Origin of the sequence: Halomonas sp. BLK-85, from assembly GCF_044792155.1 — a bacterium.
GTDB lineage: Bacteria > Pseudomonadota > Gammaproteobacteria > Pseudomonadales > Halomonadaceae > Vreelandella.
Genome location: NZ_CP087731.1, coordinates 801,795 through 823,462, shown reverse-complemented (window position 1 = coordinate 823,462; position 21,668 = coordinate 801,795). Strand labels below are relative to the sequence as shown.

Sequence of the window (21,668 nt, the reverse complement as noted above, 5' to 3'; positions counted from 1 at the left end):
AAGGATCGTCCATGTCCGCGCCTATCAATAACCCGGAACCGTCCTGGTACGTGATCCAGTGTAAAGGCGGCGAATCATTTCGAGCAGCGGAAAACCTGGGCAACCAGGATTTCGACGTTTTTCACCCGGTGCTGAATACCAAACGCAAACGCAACGGCAAACTGACCAACGTCTGTGAACCGCTGTTTCCGCACTACCTGTTTATCCGCCTGGACCAGATTGCCAGCAACTGGCGGCCAATTCGCTCAACCCGAGGCGTGCTCAGGCTGCTGACCTTCGGCGATACCCCGGTGCCCGTCTCCGATGCGCTGATTGAAACCCTCAAACAGCAACCCCATGAGCAGGAAGGCATTCACAGCTACTTTACCCCCGGGCAGAAGGTCACCATCACGGAAGGCCCGTTCAAGAACCTCGAAGCCGTCTTCAAGAGTGCCAAGGGCGAAGAGCGCGCCATCGTGCTGATCAACATGCTGCAACGCCCCCAACAGATTGTCATGAGCGTGGATCAACTGGATAAGGCTTGAAGCATGCGGGAATAATCAGTAAGCCACCTTGACCTTGGCTTTTCCAGCCAACGCCAAGGAATCCTCTTCCCTAACCTTTGACGCTTAACGATAAACGTCATAAAATGAATGGCATGATCAAAAACTTCCGGTGCAAGGACACACAATGCCTGTTTGAAACGGGAACAACCCGGCGTTTTTCTGCGATAAAGGCAGCGGCAGAGCGAAAGCTCATCATGCTTCAAACCGCCGAGACATTGGATGACCTGATCTCTCCACCCGGTAACCGTTTAGAACTATTGACTGGTAATCGCGAAGGTTGCCATAGCATCCGCATTAATAAACAGTGGAGACTATGTTTCAAATGGACGGACGAAGGCCCAGAAAACGTTGAAATTGTTGATTATCATTAAGGAGGAAGCGTTATGACAAACAACGGCATGCGCCCCATCCACCCCGGGGAAATTCTCCGCGAAGAATATCTGGACCCTCTGGAAATGAGCGTAAATGCCTTATCCAAGGCATTGCATGTTCCAGCCACCAGAATGAATGAAATCGTGAGGGAGAACCGGGGAATTACCGCCGATACAGCATTGCGTCTGGCCCGGTATTTTGGCACCAGCGAACGCTTCTGGCTCAACCTGCAAACAGAGTATTCACTCCGCCAGATGCAGATCAGCAAAGCTGATCAGATAAACCGAGAGATCGAACCTCACGCAGCATGACAGGGTAAATACAAACATCAGGTATTGGTGGATTGCGTCGATCATCCGCCAACCAGGCGGATGACGCCGGGAATCCACCCTACTTGGGTCAACTATTCACTATTCACTATTCACCATTCACCATTCACACCCCCCAAACCACAAAATGCGGGTTGAGTTTTTCAGCGGGGGTGGCGTAACTCAGCGGCGTGCCTTCAAGGGTTTCTACCCGGCCACCGGCCTGTTCGACGACGGCGTGGGCGGCAGCGGTATCCCACAGACAGGTGGGGCCCAGGCGCGGATAGACATCCGCCGCCCCCTCGGCGATGGCGCATAGCTTAAGCGAGCTACCCATGGGCACCATTTCATGCGCACCGAGCTTCTCAAGCCAGGCGGCCAGATCCGGGCTGGGGTGAGAGCGGCTGCCGACCACGCGCCAGGCGGCATCGGCTGCGGGCTTGCCAGCCACCTGAATCGCATGGCGCTGGCCATTGTCATCCACCTTGACGGCACCCAGGCCCTCGGCCGCCAGGTAGGCGGTACCCAGGGCAGGCGCAATCACCACGCCCAGTACCGGCTTGCCCTGTTCAATCAAGGCGATATTGACGGTAAACTCACCGTTACGCTTGATAAACTCCTTGGTGCCATCCAGCGGGTCGACCAGCCAGTAGCGGCCATCGCTATCCACCCCTGTAAACCCCGCCTCGTCTTCTTCCGACAAGACAGGAATGCCATGAGGCAGGGCGTTCAGGCGCTTAACGATAATCGCGTTGGCGGCCATATCAGCTTCGGTCAAGGGGCTCTTGTCTTCTTTCTCTTCAACGCTGAATTCCCGCGCGTAAACCGTCATGATGGCATCGCCTGCGTCGCGGGCAATCGCTTCAATACTATCCAGCAGTGTCCGGTCAATCATAGTCATCTTGTTTGCCTTGTCCTGATTCAAATCACCCAAAAAAATCCCGCCAGCCAGGGGGCCAGCGGGAGAGTCGGTCATCCAGCCTTCAGTTAATCAGCCCGCGCTCACGCAGTGCCTTGATAATCGCATCGGCGGCATCTTCCGGCGACAGCTTGTCCGTATGCAGGTGGATCTCGGGTGACTCGGGCGCTTCATAGGCGGAATCAATCCCGGTGAAGTTCTGCAACTCACCGCGACGCGCCTTCCTGTATAGCCCTTTAGGATCACGTTCCTCAGCCACATCCAGCGGTGTATCAACGAAGATCTCGATAAACTCACCCTCGTCCAGCAGGTCGCGCGCCATACGGCGTTCGCTGCGGAACGGCGAAATAAAGGCCGTCAGTACGATCAGGCCCGCATCCACCATCAGTCGCGCCACTTCAGAGACACGGCGGATATTCTCGACCCGGTCTGCGTCGGTAAAGCCAAGGTCGCGATTAAGGCCATGGCGCACATTATCGCCGTCCAGCAGATAGGTATGCTGGCCCTGGGCATAAAGCTTCTGCTCAACCAGGTTGGCAATGGTTGACTTGCCCGCCCCGGAAAGGCCGGTGAACCACAGGACAGCAGGCTTTTGCACCTTGGCCTCCGCACGCTGCGACTTGCCGATATCCACGTGCTGCATGTGAATATTCTGGCTGCGGCGCAGGGCAAAGTTGAGCATGCCCGCCCCGACCGTATTGTTGGTCATACGGTCAATCAGGATAAAGCCACCGGTGTCCTGGTTTTCCGTGTAGGGGTCAAAGGCCACTGCCTTGTTCAGGCTCAGGGTACAGACACCAGTGGCATTCAGGTCCAGCTGCTTGCTGGCGGTATGCTCCAGGGTATTCACGTTGACCTGGTACTTGATGTCCGTGACGGTCGCCGACACCGTCTGGGTACCCAGCTTCATCAGATAAGGGCGGCCCGGCAGCAACGGCTCGTCATGCATCCACACCAGCGAGGTTTCAAACTGGTCGGCGGTCTGCGCGGGTGAGCTGACCCCGGAAATGACATCGCCGCGGGAGATATCAATCTCGTCTTCCATCAGCAGGGTGACCGACTGCCCCGCCACAGCCTGCTCCAGGTCGCCATCATAGGTATAGATGCGCGATACCTTGCTGGTGCTGCCCGACGGCTGCACGCGGATTTCATCGCCCGGCGCGATCACACCGCTGGAAATCATCCCGGTAAACCCACGGAAATCCAGGTTCGGGCGGTTAACCCACTGAACGGCCATGCGGAAGGGGTTGCGCTGCAGCCGCTCGTCATCCACTTCCACGGTTTCCAGATACCCCATCAGGGTCGTGCCGTGGTACCAGGGCATCCTGGCACTATGCTCGATAACGTTATCGCCCTTGAGCGCCGACATGGGAATAAAGGTGATGTTCTCAAAGCCCAACTGCTTGGCAAACGCCTGATACTCCTCGACGATTTCATCAAAGCGGGCCTTGGAGTAATCGACCAGATCCATCTTGTTGATGGCCACAACCACCCGGCGCATGCCCATCAGCGACATCAGAAAACTGTGACGACGGGTCTGGGTCATGATGCCGTGACGGGCATCCACCATCAGGATGGCAGCATCCGCGTTGGAGGCACCGGTGACCATATTTCGGGTGTATTGCTCGTGGCCGGGGGTATCCGCCACAATGAACTTGCGCTTGTCGGTGGAGAAAAAGCGGTAGGCAACATCGATGGTAATGCCCTGCTCGCGCTCTGCGGCCAGGCCATCTACCAGCAGGGCAAAATCCATATCCCCGCCCTGGGTGCCGTACTTCTTGGAATCCGCTTCAATAGAAGCCAGCTGATCTTCAAACAGCAGCTTGGATTCAAACAGCAGGCGGCCAATCAGGGTGCTCTTGCCGTCATCAACGCTGCCGCAGGTGATAAAGCGCAGCAGCCCCTTGCTTTCATGGGACTTCAGGTAGCCTTCGATGTCGGCGGCGATCATATCGGATGAGTGTGCCATTAGAAGTAGCCCTCCTGCTTTTTCTTCTCCATCGAGGCGGCGCTGTCGTTATCAATCACGCGCCCCTGACGCTCCGAGGTATTGGTTAACAGCATTTCCTGGATAATGGCCGGCAGCGTGTCGGCTTCCGACTCTATGGCACCGGTCAGCGGGTAGCAGCCCAGGGTGCGGAAACGCACCTTGCGCATCATCGGCACCTCACCCGGCTCCAGCGGCATACGCTTATCATCGACCATGATCAGGGTGCCATCACGTTCAACCACAGGGCGCTCGGCAGAATAGTAAAGCGGCACGATGGGAATGTTCTGCAGGTAGATATACTGCCAGATATCCAGTTCCGTCCAGTTGGACAGCGGGAAGACACGGATCGACTCACCCTTGTGCTTGCGGGTGTTGTAGATCTTCCACAGCTCAGGGCGCTGGTTTTTCGGATCCCAGCGATGCTGGGCGGTACGGAAAGAGAACACACGCTCCTTGGCGCGGGATTTCTCCTCGTCGCGGCGGGCACCCCCAAAGGCCGCATCAAAGCCGTATTTATCCAGCGCCTGCTTCAGGCCCTCGGTTTTCATGATCTCGGTATGAAGGGCCGACCCATGGGTAAACGGATTGACATTCTTCTCAACCCCTTCCGGGTTGATATGCACGATCAGCTCCATGCCGATATCACGCGCCATATCATCACGGAACTCGTACATGGCCCGGAACTTCCAGCGCGTATCAATGTGCATCAACGGAAACGGCGGCGGAGAAGGCGCAAACGCCTTGCGCGCCAGGTGCAGCATGACCGCACTGTCCTTGCCAACGGAATAGAGCATCACCGGATTATCCGTCTCGGCGACCACTTCCCGCATGATCTGGATGCTTTCCGCCTCCAGCCGTTGTAAATGAGTAAGGGATGTCATCGTTTTACCTGCTTGCTATTGGAATCAGGGCTGTGAGAAGCACAGCGTTTGGAAACAGCATTTCTTGCGCCAGCGCTAACAGAGCCACCAGGCACCAGGCCAATATCGGCGGGTACAGGCACCAGCCAGAAATCCCGCTGAGCGGCCAGCCACGCCGTCAACTCAGGGGCAGCGCTCAAGGCAGCACCGTGAAACACCAGCGCGGCCGGGCCATTGGCGGCCAGTGCCTTCAGCGTTGTCAGATAGTCCTCGGCCACCGGCGGGCGCTGGAAACAGCGCATCCATAGCCGGCCACGGGAACCATGCAAATAGATTTGATAGAGGGAGCCGTCCGGATGTGGCAGATGGCGAACTCCGCCCTGCCAGCGCTGCGCGGCGCTGTTGAGCTGCTTGAACACAGGCGCCACCGCCTGGCGGTACCAGCGTCCTCGCGCCGAGCGCTCCTTGCTCAAGGAAGCCAGCGGCCAGGCCTCATGTTTCAGATGTTCTTCTTCCCACCAGTGCTCTACTGCCCGCTGGCTGACCGGCTGGCCATGCGCTTTTTCCAGGCACTGCGCCAGATCGGCACTATTCCAACCAGGCTCGCCCACAGGTGGCAGGTCATACAGGTGGTGCCATAGCGTTGCCTTGAGTTCAGGCGCCAGCACATTGGCCTGACCCTTATGGCGCCCGCGCGGCTGAACGGGCACGCCCGCCCAACCTCCTTCACGAAACGCCTTCCAGGCGGCAGATACCGTTGGTGCAGAAAGCCCGGTGCGTTGACAGGCCTCCATCACAGTGAGACCGTCCAAGCGCAGCTGAACCGCGTTGATGCGGCGCTCATTCAGCTTTTCAGGCGATAAATGTTTTGTCATTTAAATTTATTTAACTCACTGTTTTAAAACAAAAAAAATTATATAAATAAGCTTTTTTGAATCAACTGTTAGACACCATCATAAAAGGCTGCGTAAAATTGAGCAAGCCATCTGTTTACCTGCAAGGATAATGACCAATGACGCCATGGGCGGTTCTTGTTTCCATCGCCGTTCTGGTTGCCAGCCTGATCAGCGGAAAAATCAGACCAGCGACAGCCTTTGTCACCCTGGCCGGCCTCTATCTGGTCGCCGGCCTGGTGGATACCTCCGTGCTGCTGGCCCAATACACCAACCCCGCGCTGGCCACGCTGCTACTCTTGCTGCTGGTATCACTGGCTCTGGAGCGTTCCCCGCTGTTGGACTGGCTCTCAAGCCGCCTGCTCAAGGGCAGCCCACGCTTTGCAACGGCGCGCCTGATGGGTACTACAGCGTTGCTCTCCGCGTTTCTTAACAACACCGCTGTGGTCGCGGCCTTTCTGGGGGCTATATCTCGCCAATCACGTATTGCTCCATCGCGATTACTGATTCCGCTGTCCTATGCCTCTATTCTCGGCGGCGTTACCACCCTGGTCGGCACTTCCACCAACCTGGTGGTCAATTCCTTCTACCTGAACGCCAGCGGCAGTGAACTGGGCATGTTCCAGTTTGCACTGGTTGGCCTGCCCGTGGCCCTGATCACCTTTGGTGTACTGCTCTGGCGCGCCCAGAGACTGCCCCACCACCACCCTGAAGACACCGATGAAAAGCTCTCCTATTTTCTGGCCGCCGACCTGCATGCCAACTCCCCCATGGTAGGTAAAAGCATTGAGGACAATGGCCTGCGCCGCCTGGAAGGGCTATACCTGCTGGAAATCGAGCGCAATGGCCGCCTGATCAGCCCGGTAGGGCCGGATGAACTGCTGCAGCCCGACGACACCCTGGTGTTTACCGGTGAGACCAACAAGGTTCAGGCCCTGCAGCGCTTTCCCGGCCTGACGCTTTTCGGGCACCAGGCGGATGACCTACTGGCCACCAACCTGGTGGAAGTGGTGATTTCCCACGAATCAGAACTGCCCGGCAAAACCCTGCAGGAAGTGGATTTCCGCAGCATGTTCAGCGCTGGCGTAGTGGGCATCAGGCGGGGGCAAAAGCGCCTGGAAGGCCAGCTGGGCAAGATTCCACTGCGTGTGGGTGATTGCTTACTGCTGGCGGTCAGTGCTGATTTTCGCCAGCACCGCAACCTGGACCGCAACTTCCATCTGCTCAGCGGCAGCTTCAAGCGCCCCCAGCTTAACCGCCGCGAAAGCCTGCTGACACTCAGCGGATTTATGGCCGTGATCGGGCTGGCTACCGTTAACCTGTTGCCTCTCTTCCACGGCCTGATGCTGCTGCTTGCCGGGTTGCTGGTGGGCAAAGTACTCAGCGTGACCGAGCTGCGCCGCCGTTTCCCGTTTGAGCTGTGGCTGATTATCGGCTCGGCGCTGGCCATCGCCCAGGCGCTGGAATCCTCGGGCGCAGCCGCCCTGTTGACTGATGGCATGCAGGCCATGTTCAGCGGCTATGGGATCTATGCGGCCTTTATTGGCTGCTACCTTCTCACCCTGCTGTTGACCGAAACCGTTACCAACAACGCCGCCGCAGCCCTGGCCTTTCCCGTGGCCTGGAGTACCGCCCAGGCCTTCGGCGCCGACCCGCTCCCTTTTGTCATGGCGGTTGCCTACGGCGCCAGCGCCTGCTTTCTGATTCCCTTCGGCTACCAGACCCACCTGATGGTCTACTCGCCGGGGCGCTACCGGATCAGCGACTTTTTAAAAACCGGCTTACCCGTCAGTCTTGTCTACTCCGCCGCCGTGCTGACCCTGACCCCGCTGGTGTTTCCGTTTTAGTGAAAACCTTGTTGGCCACGGACCCTCACGGACGACACGGACAAAACCTTAAAAACCTTTTTTTGACCTTGTCCGTGCCGTCCGTGAGGGTCCGTGGCTAAACAAAAATCCCGTGGCTAAAAAAGTTTGCGTGGAGGCTAAACATGCAAACCACATTCACGCTGCAGGCCGAAAAAGCGGGTGTCTTCTTCCTGCATGCCGGGGCGTAGGGGCTGGCTGGTGTGCCAGTCGCCGACGGTCACGTAGCCTTCCTCCCACAATGGATGGTAGGGCAACGCATGGCGGGTCAGATAACGGTGGATATCACGGTTATCCCAGTCAATCAGCGGGTAGACCTTATAGCGGCCATCCTGACGCTGTTCTACTACCGGGCGAGCCTTACGGGAACCGGATTGTTGGCGACGTAACCCGGCGAACCAGGTGCCCACCTGAAGATCTTCCAGTGCCTGCTCCATAGGCGTAACCTTCATCAACTGGTTGTAGCTGTTAATTCCCTCGGCACCCTGCTCCCAGAGCTTGCCGTAAAGAGTTTCCAGCCGCGCGGGTGACATCTGTGGGGTCACGACCTGCAGATTCAGCTGCAGGCGCTCAGTGAGGGTATCAATAAATTGATAGGTTTCTTTGAACAGATAACCGGTGTCCACCAGTAACACCGGCAGGTCTGGCTTGATCCGTGTCGCCAGATGCAGGAGAACCGCCGACTGGATGCCAAAGCTGGAACTCAGCACGAACGCCCCGGGCAGGTGTTCCAGCGCCCACTCAACCCGCGCCTCGGCGGGCTGCTGCTCCAGTGCAGTATTGGCAGCTGCCAGCTCAGAGGATGATGGCTCAAGGCGGGCAATGCCAGAAACAGGTAATGCATGTTCAGTGTGATGGGCGGAAAACGCCATGATCGCACCTCCTCTGTTGAAAGATGGAGAATGCCCTCATGATAGACCTCTACCCAAAAGAACATAAAAGAATAAAAAATAATTTTATGATTCTTTTTAATTATATAAATTATCAACAGCACTCATTGCCAATGAATGGACGAGTATGGCCATTCTTGAACATTGGCTACATAGCCATGTTTGACAGGATTATAGTGAATATACTCAACATGCTTCTGGATATCATCGGCATCACGGAGTGTGTGCTCCCAAAATCGACGCTGCCAGATGTGTCTTTCTCGACGGTGGTTCACAGTACTGCTTACAGACATGGCAACGCCCTTGCTGAATTGCAACTTGATCAAACGCCACCGAATAGAAAAGTCAGAACATCCTTGCGGCAAGGTCCATATACAATGCAGGTGATCAGGTAAAACAACCCAAGCCACTATCTCAAAGGGATATTTTTTCTTAACCTTACGCACGGAATCGCGAAGAAGGTCAATATGATCGGTCAACAGAGTCTGCTTTCGGTTGTACAGGTTGACAGTGAAAAAATAACTCCCACCTGCAATATAGTGTCGTCGGTAATTTGACATAACAACTCCTTGTAATACCCCTGAATCCTTTTGAAAATGCCCCGAGAAGCATTGCCGTAGGGTGGATTCCCGGCGTCATCCGCCGGGCAATGAACCGGAATCAACCCATAAAACCAACGGCGGATGATCGACGCAATCCACCACTGCCTGATGCCGACACGTAACATAACGGGCACCGCCTGCCCGCCTGCGGCGGGTTGGTGGATTGCTTCGCGAATCCACCCTACAGAGGCTTCAACAATTATCCTGACGCCAATGCCCAATCATTCAACGTCAACCATGACCGCTAATGCATGCATATACCTCCTATGGCACCGCCTGCCCGCCTCCGACGGGTTGGTGGATGGCTGAGCGAATCCACCCTACAAGTACTCCCCGATAATCATGGCACCAATGACTCATCATTCAACGTCAACCATGACCGCTAATGCATGCATATACCTCCTATGGCACCGCCTGCCCGCCTGCGGCGGGTGGGTGGATGGCTGAGCGAATCCACCCTGCGAATTTTTCTCTACAATTATCATCACAGCTAATTCAGAACCGGTCCATTTTTTATATGGCCACCTTCTGAAATGAAAAGCTGTTAGTGTGGTTACAGGGTTTATTGCATGGCATCAGGGTAGGCCGGCCTTGTGGCCATCTAAAAAGTCCCATCCTGGCGTCAATCAGACAGGAGAAGGCCTTTATGGACATACTGGAAATGCATTATTGGTGGATATTGATTGGCCTGGGCCTGCTACTCGCAGAGCTGATGACAGGCACTGTGCTCTTGCTGGCACTGTCCGCGGCGGCGTTTATTACAGCCGTTGCAGCCTATTTCAATATCGGGTTGACCGGGCAGCTGGTCACACTGGCCATCTGCGTGGCTGTTTTTGCGCCCATTGCGATCAAGGTGATTCGTCCGCGCCTGTCCCCCAAAGGTATCAATTACGGCTCCGTCGGCTCCGGCGCTGAAAACGGCAAGATGTTTGACATCGTGGCCCGCGACTTCGACAGCGCCCCCGGCATCAAGATTCATGGCGATTTCTTTCATGCACAGCTGATCAACGCCCTGCCCTCAGACCCACCCCTGCAACCCGGAGACCGTGTCATCTTCGATCACTTTGAAGGCACCACAGCCAAGGTCACGCGCTTCAAAGCAACGTAACCCCACTCAAGGAGCAACACATGGAACTCCCTTTCGGAACAGGCCTTATTATTGGCGGCCTGATCGCCATCATCGGTATCTTCATCATTGCCAAAGGGCTGATGATCGTACAGCAGTCAGAGTCTGTCGTGGTTGAGCGACTGGGCTCTTTCAACCGGGTACTCGAGAGCGGCGTGAACATTATCGTGCCGTTTATCGACAAGCCGCGCCCCATCACCATGACCCGCTACAAGCGTGTGGATGGACAGTTCATTCCACAAACCAAGGAAGAAACCCGCATCGACCGGCGCGAAACGGTGATGGATTTTCCGGGGCAAGCCGTCGTTACCACCGATAACGTCACCGTGCAGATCGACGGCGTGCTCTACTACACCATCGTCGCCCCGGAAAACGTCGTCTACCAGGTCGAGAACATGTCTCAGGCGGTAGAAACGCTGGCCAAGACCACCTTGCGCAGCGTGGTCGGCCAGATGGAGCTGGACAAACTGTTTGCCAGCCGTTCTGAAGTCAACGCTGATATCCAGCTGGCCATGGAAGAACCGGCCTCCAAGTGGGGCATCAAGATCAACCGCGTCGAGCTTCAGGATATTCAGATGCCGGTTGAAGTGGAAGAAGCCATGCGCCTGCAGATGGCCGCGGAGCGTAACCGGCGCGCCACTGTGACAGAGGCGGAAGGCGAAAAGTCCGCGGCGATTGCCAAGGCCCAGGGCCAGCGGGAATCCGCGATTCTCAATGCCCAGGGCGATAAGGAAGCGGCGGTGCTGCGCGCCGAGGGGGAACGCGAATCCATCAGACTGGTTCTCGAATCGCTCGGCGATACCCAGAAGAACAAGGAAACTGCCGTGGGGTATCTGCTCGGCCAGACCTACATCAAGACCCTTCCCGACATGGCCAAACAGGGCGAACGCGTCTTTGTGCCGTACGAATCCAGTGCGCTGCTCGGCTCCATGGGCATGTTCCGCGAAATGGCCGGCAACCCCAGCGACCAGATGGCTGCCAACGCGATGAAAACCGGCATGCTCGGCGGCGCAGGCACACAGCCAAACTCATAACGCTTCATACCGGTTAGTTTCAATCCAACCAACAAAAACGGCGTGGCATCCACCACGCCGTCAGGGTATCCCATATACATTAGCCCCCCCCCCATTAGGCTTCATGACCTCTAAACAATCACCATTTTTCTCCCAAGCGTTGCCAGAAATCTGCAGCATGGTGTGGACTCCCCATACGCTTGGCATCAGCGGCGGCGGCGCGCGCCATTTCAGCAGCCGCAACGGGGTTATCCAACAGTTCCTCGATGGCAGCCTGCCAAGCATACGGGTCATCATCTACCAGTAAGCCATTCTCACCGTGGCAGACAACTTCGCTGTAAGGGTAACGGTTAGAATAGACCCCTACCCCACCCATGGCCGCGATATCCAGAAACTTGATAAACGACTTACCTTGATTGAAAGGTGAATCCATCAGCGGCGCCAGCCCGATATGCACCTGATGGTTGGCCTGGTAGCGACGGAACGCGGGCCAGGCGAGTGGCTCAGGTGTCGTAACACGGGGTAAGTCACATAGCGCCTCGGGCGTATACTGGCCCAGCATTATCTCAAGCGCAGTATCTTCCCGCTGGCGCTGAATATTCTCCAATCCGGGCGCTATATGTTCCAGATCATTAAGATGAGCGCGGGTGCCATAAAAGCCGATGCGCCAGGGTGATCGCTGAGAGGGCGGGTGTTCAAGATGTACCCGCGTGGGCAAGGAAGCAATCAACGGTGGCGTCAACACGGATACTGACCCATGACGCCCATGAAAGCGCTTGGCCAGCTGCTCACTGGAGACAACGACTTCATCACACAGGGTCAGCAAATCAGACTGACGCCTGGCAATGCCCGCCATACGTTGGCAATAGTGTTCAGGTAACTGAATATCATTGGCCGCCGCTTCAATATCATCATCAACCAGATAAACCATACGCCCAAACTGCTCGCGGTGTGCCTGCAACCAGGTAATCCAGCGCATTGGCAAAGAACGGCAAATAATCAGATTGACCCCCAGCATCCTGCGCATCAGCTTTTTCGCCAACCAACCGCGCCAACCGCGCATATCAAGGCGACCTGCATCTATTTCCCGGGCACGCAAAAGGGGCGCGGCCGACTCAAGGAAATAGATATCCTCGGTCGGCCGCGCCCCATCGCTCAACACTAACCAGCGCTCACTCCTCACGCCTCACTCCTCACTCCTCTACAGCCTAACGCAGCGAAAAATCTTCATAGACCAACGTCAGGTTAGGGTTATAGGCAGGATCATTATCAAGCAAATCACTCCAGGTATGACGCATGTAAGCCATCTCTCGCAGCCAGCGAGCTCGCTTTTTGGGAGTGTCATCTGCTCCGCGAGAGATAGACTCATGATGATAAAGCTCTGCGTAAGGCGTCCACAGGTTTCGATAGCCCGCATGATGGACCTTCAGGCACAGGTCAACATCGTTATACGCCACCGCAAGACGAGGTTCATTCAGTCCCCCCACCTCATTAAAGACGTCTTTTCTGACTAGCAGACAGGCAGCAGTCACAGCGGTCAAGTTTTGCACCAGCTTTAGTCGACCACAATAACCATCCGCCTGACGCGGAAAGAAGCGGTGCGCGTGACCGGCCACGCCACCCAACCCAAGAATGACGCCACCGTGCTGCAGGGTTCCGTTCGGGTAATACAGTTTTGCCCCAACGCAGCCAATGTCGGGGCGCAATACCTGCCCTACCATTTCGCTCAGCCAATCACCATTGAGCGGTTCAATATCATTATTCACCAGGCCGATGATATCGCCCCTTGCATGTCGAACACCGAAATTATTCAGTGCCGAATAGTTAAACGGATGATTCCAGCGCAACACCCTGACACGGGGGTCACGTGCTTCAACCTCATCCAGATAAGCCAATGTGTTCAGACAGGTACTTTGGTTATCAAGGATTAAAAGCTCGAAGTGACGATAGCTCGTCAGTTGCAGAATACGATCAACACAGGGCCTGAGAATATCGACGCCATCACGGGTAGGCACGAGCAGGCTGACTAGCGGTGGTTTTTCACTGATTGGCCAGCATACATGAGCGCTGAAGGGCAATTGACCGTTACTCACCCTGGCATCGCATTCCGGCAAGCTGAGCCGTATCCAGTCTTCTACCAGCGAGGATGTATGATCCTGGCGTGTCTGATCAGTTTCATGGTGAGCAATATGGCGATGATAAAGCATCCACGGCAAATGCTTGACGGCTTTCACTGCTGATGCATCACGCTGGTACTGCCAGGCCAAAAAACGCAGTGCCTGTGCGTGATCAATCTCCAGCCGAGTCAACTCTCCCCGTACTCGGCGCCCAATTCCCTGATAGACCTCCAGACGCCATAACATACGACGCTTGTAGACCGTCATGCGCCCTACGTAGCCAGATGATAGTAACAGATCCGGATTCCACTCAGGTTTAAAACAGGGTTTGTTACGTATGCCATTCCAGCCCAATACATCCTCATCGGCATAAAACAGTTGGCATTGCGGCGCATCAAGCCAAGCATCCACGACTCTGGCCAAGGCCTCTGGTGCCAAGCGGTCACCTGGCGCCATGCTGATCACTCCTTCCCCGTCCGAGTGAACAAAGGCATGGTGGTTGAGCGCGACCAGGCTATCTTCACGACAGACGCTAAGGTGGGATGACTTTTCACATGTTTGATGAATCAGCAACTTGATCTCATCCACCAGCTTTTCCGGCAACTCCGCCGAAATAGAAACGCTTAACATCCACTGTGAGTAAACCTGTGCCTCTAGAGAAGCTAGCGTCTGCTCCAGACCTTCCATGCCAACACGCTCAAACTCTTCCTTGTGTAGCGGCAAAAGCACGGCGAAGGATGGCGCTGCTGCAAGATTCTTCAGCTGCCAATATTCAGGTAGCTGTTTAATGTCCGGCTCAACATTAGCCACCCAGTCAGCATAGTTGTAATGCGCACATGAACGCATGAAGGTCTGGGTATGCTCGGACAGTGCTACGCTTTTCCAGCTACAGGCATGCGCTACCGACTTCTGGTGCAGGGCACGTATTACCCGCTGGGCGCTCATTTCCTTGTAATCCGGATGCACACTCGACAATCGCCGAGCCAGCCTGTCACGGGCAAACCAGGGCGTCAGCCATACCCAACGTAAATGTTGCACCTGAAAGGCACCCATGGCGTTTATGGTAGTAATCGAAATGCGTTTCACACCCAGCGGCATATAAACCAGGCGCTTCGCTGTCTTGCCTGGCCGCAATGGAATGCCCAACTGAAAGCTATAACGACGCGTTTCTACGGTAATGGTCGCGACCCCATACATTTCAGTACCGTTCACATCCAGCTCAACCATGTTCCAGCCTGGCAAAGGCCGCTCACCAACCAGTTCGAATTGCAGCTGATCATCACTCAGCTGCCTGGGATGAAACACCGGTTCGCGGTGCCAGAAAGGTTTTACATCCGCTCGCTGGTTCCACCAGTTCTGGATAACTTCAGATATTTTCGCCGCTACTTTTAGTGAGGCGTCTCTGGTGACTCTCAGCATCTCAACATTTTTCTCGCATAATCATCCCACCGTTCGAGTCCGATCTCCCGCAGGTAGGTCGACTCTGCAGGAATGAACCGCTCGGATACCAAGGCTTTTTCATCATCATTCAATCGCGATACCTTATCACGAATAGTCTCGGCAAGAGATTGATCCAGAGAGGGAACCTGCACAACAAATCGACCATTGGTCTGAATGATCAGGTAATCCGGCTGAGTGGCACTAATGACATCCGGATCAAGATTACCCGCCGAATGAATAAAAATGACTCGTTTGAACAATCGACACAGGTAGTTAAACATTGAATAACTTGAAGACGAACCAAAAATCAGTGCCGTTCCCTGCTCTATGGCATCAGGGTATTCCAGAGCGATAATCCTCCCAAAATTAGGCAGACCATTATCATAGCGCCTGTAAGGTTGATATTTGAATGAACGCAGAATATCAACGCGGCTGGTTTGACGTGGCGATAGTTTATTGCCCAGATCACCGCCCATATTGCGCTTTACGTAACGGTCCTTTGACATTACTTGTCGATAACGACGAACATCCAGGCCCAGATTCCGGGCTAACACAGTGCTGGCTACCATGGCTCCCCGCTGCGCCCAATGCGTGTCTGTCGGAATAAACGCCTGATCACCGAGCTTTTTCAAGGCGGTTGCCGGATGCAGAATCGACTCTGCCTCAGCAAGTTCCAGCAGTTGTGACATGGGACCGTCACTTGCTTCGTATGGATGGTAGGCATTTCCCATCACACTTTCCTTGGAAGGCGCGATCAGCATCTTCCAGGGGATACCCTGCTGTTTCGCTAGCTGATCAACGCCCCGCAGGTAGTACCGCCATTCGTCAAGGCCTTTGTCAGTCAGCCGCAAACGACCGCGAAACTGATCAACGCTGGCATTGGTATCGTTATCCAGAAACAGCCAGCCCTGTTTCCCCTTCAGCACTTTCAGAGAGGTTGAAGCCGCTTTGTCTACCGGTGTGACATCTATCTCTTTCAGTAACCAGCGCTGTTCGCCAATAACCAGTAACAGGCGGAAGCGAGCAATATGAACAGGGACATGAAAACGGAATCCGCAGTAACGCTGTGGGTGATCGGCAGGAACCGTCTTCAATATCGTTTCCACTACATCCGGGCGCTCTATATCCAGCGGATAAACACCTTCCTGCTCGGATGACCACTGCACCACAATACGTACCTGACGCAGTATGTCCTCTTCGCCTTCAGGCATTAGTAGCCAACCTTGCACCCGCCTGCCTGCGGGATCTATTTGTGCGTCACGCTCTGCAGTTGGATAATCCAGCATCCATTTGAAAACCGGAAGCTTATCATCTTGATTCTTTCCGACGCCTATCTGTCGCGATAACCAGTTCACCATACTCATATAAGATGTTGCTTCCTCGAATCGCCATGCAAAGCCAGGTCGTAAACCTCAGCGAGTGCCTTTTGCAGCACCTTCGGACTGAAGTGCGCCATGGCATGTTCACGTCCCGCATGGCCTAACGTATGACGTAGCTCAGGCGCATCAGCCAGCATTGTCAACTGGCGCGCCATGGCGTTAATGTCCCCAAAAGGCACCAGATAGCCCGTCTTATCCGGTATTACCAACTCTTCCAAGGCACCCCAGGCATAACATACAACAGGACGAGCCGCCGCCATGGCTTCCAGTACCGTCCGTCCGAAAGACTCCTGAAAATGTGAAAGATTCATTACCACATCAAGCTCTGCCAATGCATGGGCAGGCGATTCCACATAGCCACCGTCAATAATACGGATACCTGTTGACGCCTCATCATAATGACGCAAAAGACAAGCAAGATCAGAAGTGGGTGGGCCGAATAACCAGACCTCCACCGGGCAAGCAGTCTGATGGGCTAAAGCATTAACCAGGGCAGTAACATCCGATAACCCTTTCTTGGCCAGATTACTGCTCAAAATGCCTATTCTTACAGAAGCGTTTGCTTCCCGGACAGGCAAATCCAACAAGGGCAACATATCGATAGTATTGGGGACAATCAGGGTCCGTTCGCAAGCAATGGCAGTGGCAACGCACTGTGAATTGGCAACCGGAATATCAGCCAGCTCGCGCACCCGCTCCATGATTTCAACCGCAGAAGCATTTAACGTTGCACGCAAGGCGCTGTCATGTTCAGGCAGTTCGCGCACATGCATGATCGTCGGTATGCCTAACGCCCTGGCTGCATGCAAGGGTTCATCCAGTATGGCCGTGTTAGCATGCAGTGCAGCAATATCAAACTGCTGCATCAGCTGGCGAAAATAGTCATATGTGGCATGCTCAAGCTGTTTACCTTGTTGCCACCAGCCATACGGCAGAATCGCCACGGCCAGCGACGCCTCCCGCAACGCTTTAATGTACGGCTGATTGGCTGCGCTTGGCAGCGCAACCACTACATTCATGCCAAGCCCACGCAACCCTCTCACCACATCCAGCAGGCTGCGTTCGGCGCCATAAAGGGTTTCACCTGCCGCGTGCCCACACACCAGCACCGTTGGCTGATCAGCAGCAAGCGTGCAGAAGCCCTGTATTACCGGCCGAGGTGAATAGCTGGCACTTCGTCCCGTCTGCAAAAAATGCAGCAAGGGTGAAAGCGGCTCCTTCTTATCGACGCGCATTTCTTCTGCGTATAGATAGCGATAGCCAGACACACTGAAATGCGGGCTGGGATCGCGCCCCTGAGACTCCCCTTCTCGCCAATAATGGCTTAGCGGATCAATCAGCGACTGCTGCAAGTCAATGTAGGTGCGCAGGTACCAACCTGCATCAAACCAGGGCGTTGCCTCATACTGCGCCGCCTGAAGTGTATCCAGAGGATGTTGATAAGCGGCTTGTTGAGTGGGCATGGATGATTGACGGCAAATCGCAGCAGGAGTCGCAAAAGGGCGCCTTGCAGGGTGCTGAGAAAGAAACAGCCCCGCTGGCTTGGCTGATTGATGCCAACGACGAGCGCTAGCCATATAGTCATGGCGAACGCCGAGAAACTGGGTCGCGAGATGCGTATGGGTATGCTGACTTAGTGACGATGCATCGGCACGACCAAACGACAGCGGGACGCCGGGCAGCACCTCACACACTGCCTTCTCCCCGAAAACGGCTTCCAGACGCTCACGGAATTCACTGTCAGCATTGACCTTGACATCATCCCAGAAGCCTAGCTGGTCTAATGCCTCACGGCGTACCATTAATGAAGAAAGATTGGGGTACACCCAACCTTCACCTTCCAGGCGCCAACGATGGAAAAGTAGACCGGGAGTCGCCCTGACCCACCAGGAAATCGAGGCCTCTGCACTGCTAACCTGGCTCAGTGCTTCAACCTGCAGGCGCAGTTTATCGGGATGCGACCAGTCATCACTGTCATGGGTGGTTATCAGCTCTCCACGCGACGCAGCAACACCAGTATTCCGCGCCGCATAGGCTCCCTTATTCTCCCGATGATGAAGAATCCGCAACTCAACATGGCTGGGACAGTCTGCTCTCAAGGCTTCAACCGCAGCCACGCTGGCATCCACGCTGGCATCATCAACCACAATAATTTCAAAAGGAACTGGGGAGCCCAAAAAACGCTGTGCAAACAGACTACGTACCGCAGTCGCTATTGAGCCAGCGGCGTTATATAGCGGTATCACGACGCTGATTCTGGGAGGCTGTTCATGCTCTGAAGATTCAGCTGCTGTATACTCCGGCGCCAGATTATCCAGCGTGAGCGACAGGTTTGCTGATGCTTTACGAACTGTTGCCAGGCCCTGTGCCGACCACATTGCATTGAGCGGTGCCAAGCGTTCCTGTTCATTGTTACCTTGGGCCAGGGCCATGTTGGATTGAGCCAGAAATGTATCAGCATGCTCACCGGCATGCTGCTGTAAAGCCATCAGCGCCTGCTCCAGCACCCGCCGATGGAGCGCTTCGTTACTGGCGTTTTCATCTGTTTCCAACGCCAGACGTGCGCACGCCTCAACTGCCAGCAGGGCAGGCCCTGTGGATGTATTTCCAGATAACGTCGGCCAATCCATCACCAAAGGTGACAGCCAATCAGGCAAAACAGCCCAGTTATTTTGCCAGGCCCACCACCGTGCCAGCGCCCAGCGGGCATACTGCTGCTCTTCCAGTGATGCCTCAGCAGATTCCACCAGCCGGAAAAGACGCGCCAGCATGACACTATCAGCGCCACGCCAAAGCGCGTGATCCCAGGCAATTGCCCGGTTACGCCGAGGCAAACGCCCTTCAGAACGCCCATGGCGCTGATAGTGCAACCATGGGTCGATACCGCTGGCAGCAACGTCCGGGTAAGCATTCAAATACCAGTGGCTATCGAAATCTTCAGGCGGATGACCGGTGAGCACTTCCCTTGCTGTTCGGCGGGCATTGTTGTCCAGCTTTTTCCTCAAGTACGAGGCAACCCATTTCCACACTACGTCGTCTCCTTGGGGCGAAAAAGAAGTGCCTTACCTGGCCTTAAAATACCGCTGCCTGGCGCAACGCCACAGCGTCAGCATCTTTGGTTGGGAGAGAATGGCTGTTGGTCAATCAGAGGCCAGACAATCGCCAGGTTATAAGCAACTGGCAAATAATTCGCCTGTTTAAATACAAAATCGCCACAGCACTCAACAAAAGCACTGTGGCGAAAGGTTGCTATAAAAAGTCGCTATTTGAAAAAACAATTAATTAACATACACACCTGCATTTCGATGATGCTGAAAACAGCGAGTCAACGAATGAACTTAATGCCTATCCACCACCAACTTCCCGACATTACTCAACCGTCACACTTTTGGCCAGGTTACGGGGCTTGTCTACGTCAGTCCCTTTCACCAGAGCAACGTGGTAAGACAGCAGCTGTAGCGCTACCACATGCAGCACAGGTGACAGCAAGCCATAATGCTCAGGCATCTGCAACACATGGATGTTGTCACTTATCGTTACCTGACTTCCGCCATCAGCAAATACATACAGTTGGCCACCCCGGGCGCTGACTTCCTGCATATTGGCCTTGAGCTTTTCAAGCAACTCATCATTAGGCGCCACCACAACGACTGGCATCTCTGCATCCACCAGCGCCAGGGGGCCATGCTTAAGCTCGCCGGCCGGATAGGCTTCCGCATGAATATAGCTGATTTCCTTCAGCTTAAGCGCACCTTCCAGGGCAATCGGATAGTGGCGACCACGCCCCAGAAACAAAGCATGATGCTTGTTGGCAAAATGCTTTGCCCAGGCCTTAATGCTGGGCTCCAGCGCCAATACGTTTTCCACTGCGACCGGCAGATGGCGCAATTCATCCAGGTAGACTTTTTCGTCCTGCTCACTCAAACGCTGATTGGCCTTGGCCAACAGGAGCGTTAGCAGGAAAAGCGCGCTTAACTGAGTAGTAAACGCCTTGGTCGACGCCACCCCTATTTCCGGCCCCGCGCGGGTAATAAAACGCAGCGCGGTTTCACGCACGATCGCGGATTCCGGCACGTTACAGATCGCCAGTGTGTGCGTATGGCCCTGCGCCTTGGCATGTTCAAGCGCTGCAAAGGTATCGGCCGTTTCGCCGGATTGGGAAATCACCACTACCAGCTGGCGCGGATTGACCACACTCACCCGATAGCGATATTCGCTGGCAATCTCGACATTGCATGGCAGGCCCGCTACCTGCTCGATCCAGTACTTGGCGGTCATGCCCGCATAGCTGGAAGTACCGCAGGCAATAATCAGCACCGAATCTACCTGCTGAAACACCTCAGCGGCTTCAGCACCGAAGATGCCGGGCTCCAGTTTGCCCGCCCCACTAATCATCTCAAGCGTGTTACCCAGCGCCTGAGGCTGTTCAAATATTTCCTTCTGCATATAGTGGTTAAACTCACCCAGCTCCACGGCATTGGCAGAAAGGCTGGAGATGACAACATCACGCTCCACTGGCTGGCCGCTGGCATCTTCCAGGTAGATGGAATCACGGGTCAGCCTGGCCACGTCGCCGTTTTCCAGGTACATCATGCGCTTGGTCACCGACAACAAAGCCGATGCGTCCGATGCCGCATAATGGCCATCATCAGCAACACCCAGCATTAACGGTGAGCCTTGACGGGCCACTATCAGAGTATCCGCTTCATCCTCACTGATCACCGCCAGTGCAAAGGCCCCCTGCAAATGCGCCACAGCACATTGCACCGCAGAGAAAAGATCAGCCACCGGTTCTGCCCCTTCAAGCTCACCCTTCAGGCAGGCACGGATCAGGTGCGCGATGGTTTCGGTATCCGTATCAGAGGTAAATTCATACCCCAGCGTTTGCAGCGTGGTGCGCAGCGCTTCGTAGTTTTCGATGATGCCGTTATGCACCACCGCCAGACCAGCAGAAATATGCGGATGCGCATTATGCTCTGCCGGCAAACCATGGGTGGCCCAGCGCGTATGGGCAATACCCACCTGCCCCGAAAGCTGCTGTTCAGCCACACGCGCCTCAAGCTCAGCCACACGCCCCTTGGCCCGGGCACGCTGCAAGCCGTTGTTAAGCACCGCAAGCCCTGCAGAATCATAGCCACGGTACTCAAGTGTTCTCAGGCCCTGAAGCAGAAAGGGAGTACATTCCGTTGCGCCGATCGCGCCGACAATGCCGCACATAGTGTTTCCTGTTGGTAGTGAGTAGTGAATAGAATAAAACCTGTCTGGCCACGGACCCTCACGGACGACACGGACAAGGACAAGGACAAGGACAAAAAAGATTTTTAGGTTTTCGTCCGTGTTTTCCGTGAG

17 protein-coding genes are annotated in these 21,668 nt (G+C 55.1%); 6 read left to right on the top strand and 11 right to left on the bottom strand.

Translation table 11 applies throughout. The annotated features are described in order from the left end of the window. The first annotated feature begins 11 nt into the window (after positions 1-11). From rfaH to LL947_RS03595, 3 genes are all read left to right on the top strand, one after another. Entirely contained in the window at positions 12-524 is a 513-nt protein-coding gene (gene rfaH, locus LL947_RS03605) for a transcription/translation regulatory transformer protein RfaH (protein ID WP_499834001.1), read from the top strand. Positions 525-628: 104 nt separating this feature from the next. Then, positions 629-916 carry a type II toxin-antitoxin system RelE/ParE family toxin gene (locus tag LL947_RS03600; protein ID WP_499834000.1) on the top strand — a complete coding sequence of 96 codons (288 nt, stop codon included), beginning with the start codon at positions 629-631 and terminating at the stop codon, positions 914-916. A gap of 12 nt (positions 917-928) precedes the next feature. Next, positions 929-1,228 (top strand): HigA family addiction module antitoxin, encoded by a 300-nt coding sequence (locus LL947_RS03595; RefSeq protein ID WP_499833999.1) that lies wholly within the window; start codon positions 929-931, stop codon positions 1,226-1,228. A 124-nt stretch (positions 1,229-1,352) separates the two neighbouring features. On the opposite strand, the gene cysQ is transcribed toward LL947_RS03595, so the two are convergent. The 4 genes from cysQ to LL947_RS03575 all read right to left on the bottom strand — a co-directional run bounded on the left by cysQ (position 1,353) and on the right by LL947_RS03575 (position 5,869). Beyond that, on the bottom strand, positions 1,353-2,126 hold the full coding sequence (gene cysQ / locus LL947_RS03590) for a 3'(2'),5'-bisphosphate nucleotidase CysQ (RefSeq protein WP_499833998.1): 774 nt from the start codon (positions 2,124-2,126) through the stop codon (positions 1,353-1,355). Positions 2,127-2,208: 82 nt separating this feature from the next. After that, positions 2,209-4,113, bottom strand: coding sequence for a sulfate adenylyltransferase subunit CysN (cysN, locus tag LL947_RS03585; protein WP_499833997.1), 1,905 nt, complete (start codon positions 4,111-4,113; stop codon positions 2,209-2,211). Next, the gene (cysD, locus tag LL947_RS03580) at positions 4,113-5,015 is read right to left on the bottom strand and encodes a sulfate adenylyltransferase subunit CysD (protein WP_499833996.1); all 903 of its coding nucleotides are present in this window, start codon (positions 5,013-5,015) and stop codon (positions 4,113-4,115) included. The genes cysN and cysD overlap by 1 nt, the downstream gene beginning before the upstream one ends. Continuing rightward, entirely contained in the window at positions 5,012-5,869 is an 858-nt protein-coding gene (locus LL947_RS03575; RefSeq protein ID WP_499833995.1) for a helix-turn-helix domain-containing protein, read from the bottom strand. Before LL947_RS03575 ends, cysD begins: the two co-directional genes overlap by 4 nt. A gap of 137 nt (positions 5,870-6,006) precedes the next feature. Between LL947_RS03575 and LL947_RS03570 the strand changes: the two genes are divergently transcribed. Then, on the top strand, positions 6,007-7,734 hold the full coding sequence (locus LL947_RS03570) for an SLC13 family permease (RefSeq protein ID WP_499833994.1): 1,728 nt from the start codon (positions 6,007-6,009) through the stop codon (positions 7,732-7,734). Between the two features lie 137 nt (positions 7,735-7,871). Here the strand turns inward: LL947_RS03570 and LL947_RS03565 are convergent, their stop codons facing one another. Then, entirely contained in the window at positions 7,872-8,624 is a 753-nt protein-coding gene (locus tag LL947_RS03565) for a phosphoadenylyl-sulfate reductase (RefSeq protein WP_499833993.1), read from the bottom strand. A 122-nt stretch (positions 8,625-8,746) separates the two neighbouring features. Beyond that, positions 8,747-9,202, bottom strand: coding sequence for an REP-associated tyrosine transposase (locus LL947_RS03560; RefSeq protein ID WP_499833992.1), 456 nt, complete (start codon positions 9,200-9,202; stop codon positions 8,747-8,749). Positions 9,203-9,890: 688 nt separating this feature from the next. Between LL947_RS03560 and LL947_RS03555 the strand changes: the two genes are divergently transcribed. Further along, positions 9,891-10,352, top strand: coding sequence for a nodulation efficiency, NfeD-like protein (locus LL947_RS03555; protein ID WP_499833991.1), 462 nt, complete (start codon positions 9,891-9,893; stop codon positions 10,350-10,352). 20 nt (positions 10,353-10,372) lie between these two features. Next, positions 10,373-11,404 carry an SPFH domain-containing protein gene (locus LL947_RS03550; RefSeq protein WP_499833990.1) on the top strand — a complete coding sequence of 344 codons (1,032 nt, stop codon included), beginning with the start codon at positions 10,373-10,375 and terminating at the stop codon, positions 11,402-11,404. 118 nt (positions 11,405-11,522) lie between these two features. On the opposite strand, the gene LL947_RS03545 is transcribed toward LL947_RS03550, so the two are convergent. The 5 genes from LL947_RS03545 to glmS all read right to left on the bottom strand — a co-directional run bounded on the left by LL947_RS03545 (position 11,523) and on the right by glmS (position 21,536). Continuing rightward, a complete protein-coding gene (locus LL947_RS03545; protein WP_499833989.1) occupies positions 11,523-12,566 on the bottom strand; it encodes a glycosyltransferase family protein in 1,044 nt (347 codons plus the stop codon). Between the two features lie 25 nt (positions 12,567-12,591). Further along, positions 12,592-14,919, bottom strand: a complete 2,328-nt coding sequence (locus tag LL947_RS03540) for a glycosyltransferase family 2 protein (RefSeq protein WP_499833988.1) — start codon at positions 14,917-14,919, stop codon at positions 12,592-12,594. Next, a complete protein-coding gene (locus LL947_RS03535) occupies positions 14,913-16,151 on the bottom strand; it encodes an alginate O-acetyltransferase AlgX-related protein (protein WP_499833987.1) in 1,239 nt (412 codons plus the stop codon). The genes LL947_RS03540 and LL947_RS03535 overlap by 7 nt, the downstream gene beginning before the upstream one ends. Positions 16,152-16,300: 149 nt before the next feature. Further along, a complete protein-coding gene (locus LL947_RS03530) occupies positions 16,301-19,348 on the bottom strand; it encodes a glycosyltransferase (protein WP_499833986.1) in 3,048 nt (1,015 codons plus the stop codon). A gap of 340 nt (positions 19,349-19,688) precedes the next feature. Continuing rightward, positions 19,689-21,536 (bottom strand): glutamine--fructose-6-phosphate transaminase (isomerizing), encoded by a 1,848-nt coding sequence (glmS, locus tag LL947_RS03525; protein ID WP_499833985.1) that lies wholly within the window; start codon positions 21,534-21,536, stop codon positions 19,689-19,691. Positions 21,537-21,668 lie beyond the last annotated feature (132 nt).

What these genes read in the sequence shown, in the direction of transcription:
- rfaH (WP_499834001.1), top strand. Translation starts at nt 12, where the DNA reads ATGTCCGCGCCTATCAATAACCCGGAACCGTCCTGGTACGTGATCCAG.
- LL947_RS03600 (WP_499834000.1), top strand. Translation starts at nt 629, where the DNA reads ATGAATGGCATGATCAAAAACTTCCGGTGCAAGGACACACAATGCCTG.
- LL947_RS03595 (WP_499833999.1), top strand. Translation starts at nt 929, where the DNA reads ATGACAAACAACGGCATGCGCCCCATCCACCCCGGGGAAATTCTCCGC.
- cysQ (WP_499833998.1), bottom strand. Translation starts at nt 2,126, where the DNA reads ATGACTATGATTGACCGGACACTGCTGGATAGTATTGAAGCGATTGCC.
- cysN (WP_499833997.1), bottom strand. Translation starts at nt 4,113, where the DNA reads ATGGCACACTCATCCGATATGATCGCCGCCGACATCGAAGGCTACCTG.
- cysD (WP_499833996.1), bottom strand. Translation starts at nt 5,015, where the DNA reads ATGACATCCCTTACTCATTTACAACGGCTGGAGGCGGAAAGCATCCAG.
- LL947_RS03575 (WP_499833995.1), bottom strand. Translation starts at nt 5,869, where the DNA reads ATGACAAAACATTTATCGCCTGAAAAGCTGAATGAGCGCCGCATCAAC.
- LL947_RS03570 (WP_499833994.1), top strand. Translation starts at nt 6,007, where the DNA reads ATGACGCCATGGGCGGTTCTTGTTTCCATCGCCGTTCTGGTTGCCAGC.
- LL947_RS03565 (WP_499833993.1), bottom strand. Translation starts at nt 8,624, where the DNA reads ATGGCGTTTTCCGCCCATCACACTGAACATGCATTACCTGTTTCTGGC.
- LL947_RS03560 (WP_499833992.1), bottom strand. Translation starts at nt 9,202, where the DNA reads ATGTCAAATTACCGACGACACTATATTGCAGGTGGGAGTTATTTTTTC.
- LL947_RS03555 (WP_499833991.1), top strand. Translation starts at nt 9,891, where the DNA reads ATGGACATACTGGAAATGCATTATTGGTGGATATTGATTGGCCTGGGC.
- LL947_RS03550 (WP_499833990.1), top strand. Translation starts at nt 10,373, where the DNA reads ATGGAACTCCCTTTCGGAACAGGCCTTATTATTGGCGGCCTGATCGCC.
- LL947_RS03540 (WP_499833988.1), bottom strand. Translation starts at nt 14,919, where the DNA reads ATGCTGAGAGTCACCAGAGACGCCTCACTAAAAGTAGCGGCGAAAATA.
- LL947_RS03535 (WP_499833987.1), bottom strand. Translation starts at nt 16,151, where the DNA reads ATGCCTGAAGGCGAAGAGGACATACTGCGTCAGGTACGTATTGTGGTG.
- glmS (WP_499833985.1), bottom strand. Translation starts at nt 21,536, where the DNA reads ATGTGCGGCATTGTCGGCGCGATCGGCGCAACGGAATGTACTCCCTTT.